The sequence below is a fragment of the Alteromonas sp. AWM4_230 genome, from assembly GCF_056158305.1.
In genome coordinates, this window is record NZ_JBSWTB010000001.1 from 1,312,430 (window position 1) to 1,324,942 (window position 12,513).

Annotated in this window: 7 protein-coding genes and 1 pseudogene; 4 read left to right on the forward strand and 4 right to left on the reverse strand. The window is 43.3% G+C overall.

Going from position 1 to position 12,513, the window contains the following annotated elements; translation table 11 throughout:
- Positions 1 to 7: 7 nt before the first annotated feature.
- From rhaI to ACXACS_RS05630, 3 genes are all read left to right on the forward strand, one after another.
- The gene (gene rhaI, locus ACXACS_RS05620) at positions 8 to 1,303 is read left to right on the forward strand and encodes an L-rhamnose catabolism isomerase (RefSeq protein WP_474805001.1); all 1,296 of its coding nucleotides are present in this window, start codon (positions 8 to 10) and stop codon (positions 1,301 to 1,303) included.
- Positions 1,304 to 1,440: 137 nt separating this feature from the next.
- Positions 1,441 to 2,586 carry an alpha-hydroxy acid oxidase gene (locus ACXACS_RS05625; RefSeq protein ID WP_474805003.1) on the forward strand — a complete coding sequence of 382 codons (1,146 nt, stop codon included), beginning with the start codon at positions 1,441 to 1,443 and terminating at the stop codon, positions 2,584 to 2,586.
- 176 nt (positions 2,587 to 2,762) lie between these two features.
- A complete protein-coding gene (locus tag ACXACS_RS05630) occupies positions 2,763 to 3,401 on the forward strand; it encodes an RpiB/LacA/LacB family sugar-phosphate isomerase (protein WP_474805005.1) in 639 nt (212 codons plus the stop codon).
- Between the two features lie 104 nt (positions 3,402 to 3,505).
- On the opposite strand, the gene ACXACS_RS05635 is transcribed toward ACXACS_RS05630, so the two are convergent.
- Positions 3,506 to 3,808 carry an ATP-binding protein gene (locus ACXACS_RS05635; protein ID WP_474805007.1) on the reverse strand — a complete coding sequence of 101 codons (303 nt, stop codon included), beginning with the start codon at positions 3,806 to 3,808 and terminating at the stop codon, positions 3,506 to 3,508.
- Between the two features lie 277 nt (positions 3,809 to 4,085).
- Between ACXACS_RS05635 and ACXACS_RS05640 the strand changes: the two are divergent.
- Positions 4,086 to 4,480: pseudogene (locus ACXACS_RS05640) on the forward strand (YaaA family protein); the annotation flags it as partial.
- 98 nt (positions 4,481 to 4,578) lie between these two features.
- Here ACXACS_RS05640 and ACXACS_RS05645 read toward each other — a convergent pair.
- The 3 genes from ACXACS_RS05645 to ACXACS_RS05655 all read right to left on the reverse strand — a co-directional run bounded on the left by ACXACS_RS05645 (position 4,579) and on the right by ACXACS_RS05655 (position 12,419).
- Positions 4,579 to 7,497 (reverse strand): TonB-dependent receptor, encoded by a 2,919-nt coding sequence (locus ACXACS_RS05645; protein WP_474805009.1) that lies wholly within the window; start codon positions 7,495 to 7,497, stop codon positions 4,579 to 4,581.
- Positions 7,498 to 7,860: 363 nt separating this feature from the next.
- Positions 7,861 to 9,417: a rhamnogalacturonan acetylesterase gene (locus ACXACS_RS05650; RefSeq protein WP_474805011.1), complete on the reverse strand. Its 1,557-nt coding sequence runs from the start codon at positions 9,415 to 9,417 to the stop codon at positions 7,861 to 7,863.
- A gap of 509 nt (positions 9,418 to 9,926) precedes the next feature.
- Positions 9,927 to 12,419, reverse strand: a complete 2,493-nt coding sequence (locus ACXACS_RS05655; RefSeq protein WP_474805013.1) for a TonB-dependent receptor — start codon at positions 12,417 to 12,419, stop codon at positions 9,927 to 9,929.
- Positions 12,420 to 12,513 lie beyond the last annotated feature (94 nt).

Below are 12,513 nucleotides of genomic sequence, written 5' to 3' on the forward strand. Positions count from 1 at the left end.
CGACTTTATGTTAAAACGAATAGATCAAACATTACTAGAAAAAGAGAACGTCACACTAAAGCGTGATTTAGAAGCAGATTATGCAGCGCTAGGCGAGAAGCTAGCACGGAGTGACGTGGATATTGAGCGGCTTACCTGCGCCGCGGGCGAATTTCAGATTGCTGTTCCTTCTTGGGGAACCGGTACGGGTGGAACACGATTTGCGCGTTTTCCTGGCGAAGGCGAACCTCGCAATATTTGGGAAAAGCTGGAGGATTGCGCCGTAATCAATGAGCTTTCTGGTTGTACTGATAGTGTTTCTCCGCACTTTCCGTGGGACAAGGTCTCAGATTTTAGTGAGCTAAAAGAGAAAGCAGACGAATATGGCATAAAGTGGGTATCGGTCAATTCTAATACCTTTCAAGATCAAGTGGGGCAAACCGCGTCTTACAAGTACGGCAGCTTGAGCAATACACAAAAAGCCTCTCGAGAACTCGCTATTGCCCACAATTTAGACTGTATTGAATACGGTAGAAAACTCGGTGCGAAAAGTCTCACGGTATGGGTAGGTGACGGCTCAAATCACCCCGGTCAACAACACTTCCAACGCGCATTTGAACGTTATCTGTCAAGCATGGAAGAAATTTATAAAGGGTTGCCTGACGATTGGGAAATGCATATTGAGCACAAAATGTTCGAGCCTGCGTTTTACTCGACCATTATTCAAGATTGGGGGTCAAATATTCTAGCAGCTATGCAGCTAGGACCTAAATGTAAATCGCTTGTTGATTTAGGGCATCATGCACCCAATACCAATATTGAGATGATTGTGTCTCGTCTAATTCAATTTAAAAAATTGGGCGGGTTCCACTTCAATGACAGTAAATACGGAGATGACGATTTAGACAGTGGCTCTCTGCATCCTTATCAGCAATTTCTTATTTTTAGTGAATTGGTTGATGCAGAATATCGTCAGCAAGAAGAGTTTGGGCCTGCATATATGTTGGACCAGTCGCACAATGTGACTGACCCTGCGGAGAGTTTGATTAACTCAGCGATTGAGGTTCAGCGTTCATATGTGAAAGCGCTCATCGTTGACCGTGAAAAGCTATATGGTTATCAAGATGAAAACGACGCACTAATGGCATCTCTTGAACTAAAAAATGCGTTTAATCTGGACGTGTCGCCTATTTTGGCAATGGCTCGATTGCGCAAAGGGGCGGCAATAGATCCGCTGGCGGTTTATCGCAAATCTAATTATCGAGAGAATATGGCGAAAGCACGCCCGAGAGATCCTAATGCAACGGGCTCAGGGATTGTGTAATGAGGAAGGCTCGACAACATATTTACACTATTGCTGGCAAGTAGTGTCATCAGTGTAAGTGTGCTTTATCATTAATTTTCAGCCCGTTTACGCGGGCTGTTTTCGTTTCATTCATCACTTTTGATGGCGGAGTTTTCATGAAATTGAGTCATTGTCACAACTTCCATGATTTCAGAAAGTTGGCACAAAAGAAATTACCCGGCCCCATATTTAATTACATTGATGGGGGCGCAGACGACGAAACAACGTTACGACGCAATTCCAATGCTTTCAATGACTGCGACCTAGTGCCTAATGTACTAACTGGTGTTAAAGAGATTGATTTAAGCGTGAGCGTAATGGGGCAACAGCTCAAGTTGCCTGTATATCTTTCACCTACCGCGCTGCAACGACTCTTTCATCACCAAGGGGAAAGGGCAGTGGCGTCGGTTGCAGAGAAGTACGGCACCATGTTTGGCGTATCCTCACTAGGTACTGTGAGTATGGAGGAGATAGCTAAGCAATTTAACACCCCACAAGTTTATCAATTTTACTTTCATAAAGACCGTGGTTTAAACCAAGCAATGATGGAGCGGGCTAAAGCGTCTGGGATCGAAGTAATGATGTTGACCGTTGACTCCATTACTGGGGGGAATCGAGAGCGTGATTTACGGACTGGATTTTCAATTCCGTTTAAATTGAATGCTGCTGGCCTGTGGCAATTTTTATCGAAGCCCGCTTGGGGCATTAACTACGTCACGCATGAAAAGTTTTCTCTGCCTCAATTAGATGCACACATCAATATGGGGGGCGGAACAAGTTCGATAGGCGACTATTTTACCAACATGTTAGACCCATCCATGAACTGGGACGATGTGGCCGAAATGGTTAAGTTTTGGGATGGTCAATTTTGTCTTAAGGGGATTATGAGTGTAGAAGATGCCAAGCGTGCTGTTGATATAGGCTGTACGGGCATTGTTATTTCTAACCATGGTGGTAGGCAATTAGACGGTTCAAGGAGCTCATTTGATCAACTCGCTGAGATAGTGGATGCGGTCGGTGAGCAAATCGACGTGATATTTGACAGCGGTATTCAACGAGGTACGCATGTGTTGAAAGCGCTGGCGCTCGGAGCTAAGGCGGTCGGATTAGGGCGCTACTACCTCTACGCCCTCGCCGCGGCTGGAGAGAAGGGCGTTGAGCGCGCAATGAAACTAATGGTGGCTGAAATTGAGCGTGATATGCGTTTGATGGGGTGTAGCTGTATAAGTGAACTTAATCGAGACCATATTCGTTTTCGTTAGCCTCTATGGCAACCAAAGCAAAAACTTCTTTTTGCATCAGAAGCAAAAGCATATACATCGTTTATTTCAAATATGGAACTAAGTCATAGTAGTTGAGAGTACACAGTGAGGTGTAAATTGTAGGTATGCTAGGCTAGCTCAATCTCGGATAAAGAAAGAATCAGTTTGGAGAAGTTATGAAAATTGCACTAATGATGGAAAACAGTCAAGCGACTAAGAATCCGATAATATTAAATGAGCTCACGAGCGTCGCAGACTCGTTGGGACACGATGTATTCAACGTGGGTATGAATAGTGAAACGGATCATCACCTTACCTATGTGCACTTGGGCATAATGGGAGCTATCTTACTCAATTCTAAGGCTGTCGATTTCGTCATTTCCGGCTGTGGAACGGGTCAAGGAGCAATGATGTCTTTGAATGCTCACCCAGGCGTTTTTTGCGGTTACTGCATCGACCCTTCAGATGCATTTCTGTTTAACCAAGTTAACAATGGAAATGCGTTAGCGCTACCTTTTGCCAAAGGCTTTGGGTGGGGCGCTGAACTTAATGCGCGCTATATCTTTGAGAAAGCGTTAACAGGCGAGCGTGGTGCTGGCTATCCTGTTGAACGTAAAGAACCCCAAGTACGAAACGCTGGTATTCTCGCAGATTTGAAACGTGGGTTGGCTCCAGAGAGCTATGTTGATTCACTGAAAAAAATGGACGTTGAACTGGTTAAAACAGCTGTATCTGGCGAGCGTTTTCAACAATGTCTATTTGACCACGGTCAAGATGAAGATATTAAAGCATACGTGAAGTCGTTATTGGCATAGGCGGTCGACATATAGTGAGACAATGAAAATGTCGGAAAAACGCTGATGCTCAGAAAAAAGCTTCAGCGTTTTTTTATTTGTCGACAAAAGCGATAGCTCAAGGCTTAACGCGTAAACGTAAATAACACGCCTAACCCGCGCCCTTTAAGAAGCGGGTAATGAATGAACCAAATGCTTCCATCGTGTAGCTTCACAATGGCGTATACGAGTGATAAGCCCAACCCATTTTCTTTGCTGGTTCTACTCCCGTCTGCCCGATAAAACCGGCGTTCTCGATTCACAATTACATGCTCACCCTCGCCAACTCCAGCACAGTTCACGGCAATCACGCTATGACTCGCCGTGATAGAAAGTTCTACGGTAACTACATTGTTTTCGTTACAGAACTTTATGGCACCATCTAACACGTTCGCTACAGCTTAAATAAGTAGATTAGGATCAGCAAGCATTGTGGCTGCGTCGAGCTCGATAGGGCGATATTGCGCTCCTCTGCAAGGGAATGGAAAGGTCAGCCACGTCTTCCACTATGGCGCGCACGTCGGTGGTACAAAAGCCTTCTTTTTTGTTAGGAGTTTCAAGGCTACTTATGTGTAGCAAGCTATTAAACATATTAAGCAGGTTATCTGCTTCTTGCGTTGTGTCTTCCCTAAGTTGGTCATCTTCGATTTTTTCTTTGTTTAAAAAAGCGGCCTGTACGGATTTCTTCGTCCTTTAGACTTAATGCAGACCTATCGTTTAGAAATGGGCACTAAATTAGCAAACCCTGAAGGTAAAGACCTGTATGCGTTATGGGACGCTCGCATAACTTATTTGCTAAATAGGGCATTAGAAGCACAGCGTGACAATGTGTTGAACAACCTTGCTCCAAATGAGTACTTTAAAGCAGTGAAGAAGAAGTCTTTAGACGGCATGAACATCACGCCAACGTTTAAAGACTGTAAAACGGTCAGTATAAATTTATGAGTTTTTTTGCGAAGAAAGCGCGTGGTTTAATGGCGCGCTATATTCTTGAAAACCAAGTAGAAGATGTAAAAGGTTTGAAAAACTTCGACGTAGACGATTATGCGTTTGGTGAATAACAAAGTTCATCAACTGAACTCGTGTTTCTACGTAACCAAGAGTGACCATTAGTTAAGTAAAATAGGGGCTATTAGCCCCTATATCTACATACTGCTATTTACATCTTATAAGTGAAGCCTACAGAAAACTCTCTTCCAGAGTATCGGATGTCACTGATACGGCCTGGGCCATTGACATATATATTGCCTTCTTTAAGTAGATTTCTAACGTCGAAGTGAAATTTGAAGTTTTCCAACATGCCATCTTGAGGGCGATAGACCACTTTCGCGTCTAAGAAACCTGCATCATCTACGTATACAGGGTTACCGCCTCTATCTGCAGGTGCTTGCAGATAGCTATCTCTGTAATTATAAGCGAATTTAACACTCACTTGTGGCGTCTCATAAAACCACGTAATGTTATAGCTATTTTGCGATTGAGAAGGGAAGTCTAGTTCCTCTCCCGTTAGTTGATTGAACAAGCCGACATCTTCGGAAGTCATGTAAGTGTAGTTTGCATTGATCCCCATATTGTTAAACGGGGCTGGTAGCATAGAGAAAAAGGTCGACCCTGCCAATTCTATACCATTTGTTGTTACGCCACTTCCATTAATTTTCTGTCTTACATCGTATAAGTTCCCGTCACCAAAAAAGTCCTGATCAAACGTTTCAATTGCATCTAGAATCCAACTATCCATTTTTTTGGTAAAATACGCCCCAGAAAGCATTGAATCCTCATTAGGATACCAATTTAATGCTACGTCCAGTTGCTTAGCCACGTAGGGCTGAAGGCGAGGGTTACCCGCAGTACACGTATTTGGTCGACCTTCTTGTTGTGAGAGTGCGTCTAAACGAAGAGTACAGCTCGCTGATATATTGAGATCTTTAGCTTTTGGGTGGGCCATAACTTTGGCAGCGCCAAAATAAAGAATTAGTTCATCAGGAATCAATCCAAAGTTTACATTAACGCTGGGCAAAAGCTCATTATAGTCGTTTGATAACGTCGTTTGGTCGTTAAAAGCTTCCGGGTGGTCTGGGTCAATCATATTGCCTTGATCTGGATCGCCATCTACCACATCTACCTGTACTTGAACGATAGCATTACCCGTTGTATCTACTTGGGTGCGAACGTAACGCATGCCCATGTTTCCCCAATAGGGAATATCGCCTATTTCAGATTCAAAATCAGCCTGGACATAAAAGGCCTGGGAGTCCATCTCTACTTCATAGTAGCCTGCCTGAGTAAAGGCTTTTTCAGCGTCGGATATATTGTCTCCGTGAATGTCCATAAAGCCGTTGTAAAACTCTAGGGGCTTAAGTGCTAACCAGCTATCAATAACTGGCACACCAGGATCATAGTTTCCAAAATAGTTATCAACAGTATAGGAGTTAGCGTCAATTAACGAGGCCTGGTCTTCTAAGGTCCACTCAGTACCGCTGTATTCATTGCCGGCAATTCTAGTAATACGGCGGTCTAGTAATTCATGATCTTGGTACTCTGAGCTTAAGCGTACACCTGAACGGACTTTGGAGAAAAAGCCTTCTGGTATATAATAGGTAAAATCAAGTTTACCCATTAGTTGGTCATTATCTTGCGCAATTGGCTTATCGTAGATTCGAGAGTAAAACCAATATGAGTCTGCGCTATTTGCGTCAAACATTTGATCGACATCGGCGCGATTGTTACCGGTATTGAGGTCATATATCGGAGCGCCATTATCAGCAAATTCTACCAAGACATTCTCGACTCTGTTGGCATTTACACGTGATTCGATTTGATAAATATTTTGAGTCTGCTTGGTATAACCTAGGACCCCTGAGACTGAAAATAGATCGTTGCTATAGTCAAAACCTGCATCGTATATTGCCGTTTTTAAATTCCAATCATTATTAATGCTACGATTTACTATTGTGGCGTCACGTGTGAGGAAAGATGAGGCGTTGTGATTATCGCCAACAGTAAAGCTGTCTTCGTATAGATGACTTTCACTAGGAACTTCTAATTGAAGATTAGTATCGACTTGAGTGAAGTCGCGCTCGGTATATGTAACACCAAAATGAGTTGAAAGGTCTGTACTAATCCGATACTGAAACATAGCGTTAGCACTTATTCTGTCTTCATCTCTAGACCATACACTGTTTCGCGGAATTCTCGCACGGAAATCATACCATTGAGCTTCACAGGCAGAGTCGGGGCAATCCGATACGTCAGTTATATCGGCATAGTCTTCATCAACAAAAGTCTTTTCTAAAGAGCCATCGTAATCAGCTTGTCGTACCCATTCGGTATTTCTCAATGCATGAAACGCTGTTGCACGATCTTGAGTTGTAAGGTTTAACATGGCGCCAACATCATCGCTAAACTTATAAACACCTGTGAAATTGTACTTCTGATTATTAATTTCAGTTAAGTCGTTGTACTGATTTTCAGCGCTTACTTGCAAGAAGTTTTCTTCGAAATCGTTAGGCTTACGGGTTATCACTTTAATTGTGCCGCCAATGCCCCCTTCGGTTAAACGAGCCTCAGAGCCTTTAATGACGTCTAGGGCTTTTACTAGTTCAGAAGACATACTAGCAAAGTCAACAGAGCGTCCAGAGCCGGCAAATGGATCAGATGCCCCTACAGCAGCAACGCCGTTAACTTCAACATTCACTAATTGAGGCTCGACACCGCGGATACTTACAGCTGTACCCTCACCGAATTCTCGCCCTAATTGAACGCCAGTTACGCGTTGTAATGCTTCACCAATATTTTTGTCAGGAAACTCACTAATATCTTCAGCTACGATAGAATCCGTTGCTGTGCCAGCTTCTTTTTTTCTATCGATAGCACTTCTCAAGCTAGAGCGCATTCCATAGACTTCAATAATTTCCGTTTGCTCCTCTTTCGCTTCTTCATCTTTATCGGAAACTTGCTCTTGGGCAAATGTTGGTATCGAAGCAAAAGTGACTCCAGTCAATAGTGCAATTGAAATACTGTTGGCAATAAATTTACGTGTAGCAGGCAATGAACCATCGGCGTATTTTGTGTTTTTCATTGTAACCTCGTTCTCCATATCAAAACTGGTTTAACAATCTGGCAATTAATGAATGACCTAAACCAACCTAAATAAACTTTTTATTAATATCTTGTTTACATATATTGCATGCTAGTGACAATTTAGGTGTCAAGTCAACACAAAATCCATCAAAACCACTCATAATGAAGCTTTATTGCTCAATGAGTTTCATATATGAATTTTCAAAGTTTCGAATATACTATAACGTTGGTAAAGTGCTTGGTGCTCAATAAGGTTGATATTCTAATTGCTTGTAGAATCTATTTGACCATGTGTGGGTAAAGGGTTTAGCTTTACCCACGCACACAGTTCGAACTGGCTAGAAGCATATTAATTTAGGTTTTAACTCTCTGGAATTGCTGAGATTCCAACTATTGGCGCAAGTTGCTTTGCCACGATACCTGCAGTGAGCTTCGCGCCCTCTTTATTCGTGTGAGTGCGGGCATCGCCAAAGAGAGCGTTGACTTCATATCGACCTAGCGCTTCGTAGCGTTGGGCAACTAAATTATGTAAATCGATAAAAGGCGTGTTGCTTTGTCGCGCTACCTGCAAAGCCCACAAAGGATAACTTTCATCATCTCTAGCAATAAAGGGTGTATTTTCATGCCATATTTTGCGGGGGACAGGCGAGCATATTATTGGAAGTATTCCATTTGCTTTTGCATCACCGATAATTTGCCGCAAATAAGCACCATAACTTTTCACAACTTCCTTTTGTCCTGTTAGCATATTTTCTATTGCTTTTCGCTCATGTCCTATTCCTGGAAGCGTACCACGTGCCCGAGTGGCATCATTGATTTGACTTGAATCATTATGACCAAACTGCACAAGAACGATGTCTCCAGGTTTCATCATAGCAAGAGCGCGTTTCCAATGTCCTTGGGTAATGTAAGTTCGGCTAGATAACCCTCCTACCGCGCGATTAACAATATTTATCCCAGAATCATCTAGCCACTCATAAACAAAATCACCCCAACCCCATTGTTGATCAGCGCCGTCTCCTCGACCATTTCTCACTGTAGAATCTCCTACAAAGAAAACACTTCTGTGCTCTTTATTGGCTACAACCGGTAGTTTTACAAAAGTCCACTCATAACCTTTTACCGCGTTTCCTTTATCAGAATAAAGAGATTGAGCTAATGACGGCCGTAAACCTTTAAGCTGGGCCACTATTAAACGGGCATGGAGGTCTGCTCCTTCACTATTGAAATGAGTATGATCTTTGGGGTATAAGGCGTCAGTGCTTGTTTTACCTAGGATCTCAAGTTCGTCAGCTGCGGAATTTGAAAGGTCGATATAAGGAATGTCGAGTTCTTTTGCTAACTGATACATCCATAAGCCATACTGTCCTGAGCCTCGTTCTATTCGGTGGTTTTTCCAGATGTTCCTAACAGTAAGAGAGACTAATATAGGTAGCGCCTTTTTTGCTTTCACATCCTCGACCATTTTGCGAATATAGTGGCCAAAAGAATATACGCGCTCTTGTTGATTGGTTATCAGGTTTTGTATATCAACAGTATTATCACCAATCCCTGCTAGTGTGCCGCGTGCCCTCCGACTATCATTAATTGGGCTTGCATCATTATGACCAAATTGAATTATGACTACATCTCCGGCAGTCACATTAGCAATCAATTTCTGCCACAATCCTTCAGTTATGAATGTCCGTGAACTTTTACCGCCACTAGCGTGATTTTCAATACTTATGTTGTCATTGTTAAAATAGCGCTGGAACATCGAACCCCAACCTTGCTGCGCCGAGTTTGTATAACTAGCTGCTGTTGAATCTCCAGCGATGAAAATTGTTGAAGGAGTTAGGGGATCGAAAGACTCCGCGCTCGCTTTATGGGCGAATAATAATATAAATAGTAAAAAAGCGTTTTTTGTTATAAATTTCATGTGTATAAATCTCATTGATGAGCGGTTGTCAACGCGATAACCAAATAGCTGTAGCCGCGATTAATGTAAGTTTGAATTTTTGTTAATTTATTTATTAGGACATTAACACTGCATTATTTAAGCGAAAATGTCGTAACTCTGTGGATGTACGTGATTTGATAATTTGTTCCATATTTGGAAAAAGCGTATTTTTCCATTGAAATTTGTTTTCAAAGACGTGGGGTCAAGCGAGAGGTATCTTTTTCGAAAAGGTAATGCACTGGGATCAAGGCTATAGAGCAGGTGAACACATGTTTTTATAAACCTTACAGTCAACATTAATTGAATTGAGTTACGCAGTGAGCAGATTAAGAACCAGAGTAGGCCAAAAGAAATCACTGCCATTCCTGCTTTACTTAACCTGCTGCATATAAAAGGCTGTTTGATATCAATTGATGCGATGGGTTGCCAACCCGATATTGCAGAACAAATTGTCGGTAGAAACGCATGTGCTAACAACTGCTACCTTATTAGAATCTCGCTTTTAGATTTACACTGACCATTCGCGGTTGTGCGGGGCCCACGAACTCTGCACCTTCTACGTCGGGATAAATGTCTTCTAATACCTCATCAGCCTCGCCATAAGTGCCAAAGGTTTCGTAGTCTTTGTCAAACAGGTTGTTCACACGTAGCGATGCGGTAAATGTGTCGTTGAAACGGTACGATGCAAAAATGTTTGCAATAACGTATCCGTCAATCTTTTCATTTTCGTTCGCCTCATCGCCCCTAAAGTACTGACTCGATGCTGAAATAACTTCTGCCCCCAAACGCGCTTTATCCGTTAAGGCGTAATCTGCGTAGAGCTTGACTAGATGCTCTGGCTGGCCTGGAATTTTGTCACCTGGCGTTACGACCCGATCCGGGCCCTGAGGGTTAAAGGGGCTAAACGACGTGAATGTCGATTCATAGGTTGCGTTAAGATAGTTGTAGTTTAACCGGTAGGTTAGTTTTTCCCACGTTGAGCCTACGCTGAATTCAACGCCCTGACGCTGGGTTTCATCAACGTTAATAAAGTATCCGCGAGAGGCAACAGAGCCTGCTTGTTGGAAGATAATGTCGTCCTTACTTCTACTATGAAAAACATTTAGCATCAGGTCGATGTTATCAATGCGTGTGGTGTAGTTCGCTTCAATAGTTTGGGTGACCACCTGATCAAGAGGTGGATCGGCCACAAATCCATTCGGTAAGCGGCACGGGTCGTCTTCATCTGCACAGCTTAACTCTGCTGGGCTTGGCGTTCTTGAAGACTGGCTGATTGCAAGATTCAACTGGCTTTGCTCATCAATAGTAATGTCTACACCTACCGCTGGGTTAAATTGGGTAAAACGGTGATTACCGTCCAATGAACCTTCACCGTCATCAATCAGGTCTTCCATAACAATATGGTCTCGGTTAAAACGTCCACCAAGATTGAGTGATACGGCTGAAGAGAGCTGTGTACTATTCATGAAAAATAGCGACCATGCGGTAGTGTCTACATCTAATCTAACCCTGGCTTCTTGTGCCATGAGCCCGTCGATGGGTAAAACGGTGCGTGAGTCTTGTGCAGATTCGTTTTCCAAAATACCAAATGTAGTATCAGCGGCGTAGTTAACATCTCCTTTGGTGTAGCTGGCACCAACAATTAACTCTGAACTGAAGCCGCTTAAGGCATATTGTTTGGCTAGCTGAAAAGATAACCCAGTCGCTTTGGCGTCTGTGCGGCCCGTATTGTATGTTCCATCAAGTTCATCTGCGTCCACATCTGATATTTCGGCAAGCGCGGTGTCGTCATCAAAGCCAATAAATTCAATCGCTTCTATATCGTCACCTTCTCCTACAACAGGCAAATCATCGTCATCGTCGTCGCCATCATCATCACTATCAAGCGGATCATCATCTTCATCGTCGTCATCATCTTCAAATTCACACAGTGTTACGCGTCCATCAGCGAACTGGCAGGCACCAAAATCACTGTCATCGCCGTTGATTGATTGAGTTTGTGTGTCGCGATAAAACATATTGGCGGTTAAAGATAAGGTGTCAGTTAAAACGAAATCACCGGTTATATTAACGTGCGTAAGTTCGTTGTTGGTCTGATCGGGGTGGGTGTAGACCGCTTCTCTTCCTTCAATATCCAGCAGTTCTATAGGTGACGCACCATTTCCGAGTAACTCGTTATCGGCCATAAACAGGTTCAAGTCGAGATGCATTTTGTCACTTTTATAGGCAAGCGATGTAAATACTTGCTGCACTTCAGAAGGCGAATAGTCGCGCCAGCCATCTTCCTCATAGTGATTCAGGTTCACATAATACGCCCAGTGATCGTTATGACCACCTGATTCCACAGACGCGGCTTTCTGGCCGAATTGTCCAGCCTGTAAATCTATTTCATTGGCGTTGAAGCTAAACCCTGTTTTCGTTCTTAGCGCAAGGGCGCCGCCTAGCGTGTTTTGGCCAAACAGAGGGTTTGAACCAGAGTACAAAGAAACGGTATCTATAGCATCTAGAGGCATTAGGTCCCAATGAACAGTATCGCCAAACGCTTCATTAACCCGACCGCCGTTCAAGTACACCGAAATGCCCTGAGGTAGACCAAGCAGCGGAGAGGCAGTAAACCCGCGGTATTGCAGATCGGGTTGGAACGGATTGTTTTGAACATCGTTTAGGTTCACGCTTGCCAGCTGAGTTTTGAGTAGCTCCGGCAATGAACGGTTGACGCCCCCTTCAATGTCATCTTGAGTGATTGTTTGAACGTTACCAAATACGGCAGAGTTATTGCTGTTGGCGCTAAGCGGCGTCGCTCCCTGCACCTCTATAACCTCGTAGTGGTCCATTGCATCGTTAGCTTCTGCAGCAGAGCTAAACGCATAGGTTACAGCGCTTGCAATAATCGCAAGAGCAAATGGTGAACGGGCAAGTTGGTGTGTTGGAAATCGTGAAACGTTTTGGCTAGAGCTTTTAGTAGAAATTCGCGTAGGCATGGTCTTGACTGCTTCGTTATTATTTATACTTTCAGTATTGCCTTAACCATTCCCTAAAAATATCCTCCTTAAGTGGGAGGAAGTATCATAAATT

Bases quoted from the DNA above. Each gene is read 5' to 3' on its own strand.
- rhaI (WP_474805001.1), top strand. From the start codon at position 8: ATGTTAAAACGAATAGATCAAACATTACTAGAAAAAGAGAACGTCACA.
- ACXACS_RS05625 (WP_474805003.1), top strand. From the start codon at position 1,441: ATGAAATTGAGTCATTGTCACAACTTCCATGATTTCAGAAAGTTGGCA.
- ACXACS_RS05630 (WP_474805005.1), top strand. From the start codon at position 2,763: ATGAAAATTGCACTAATGATGGAAAACAGTCAAGCGACTAAGAATCCG.
- ACXACS_RS05645 (WP_474805009.1), bottom strand. From the start codon at position 7,497: ATGAAAAACACAAAATACGCCGATGGTTCATTGCCTGCTACACGTAAA.
- ACXACS_RS05650 (WP_474805011.1), bottom strand. From the start codon at position 9,417: ATGAAATTTATAACAAAAAACGCTTTTTTACTATTTATATTATTATTC.
- ACXACS_RS05655 (WP_474805013.1), bottom strand. From the start codon at position 12,419: ATGCCTACGCGAATTTCTACTAAAAGCTCTAGCCAAAACGTTTCACGA.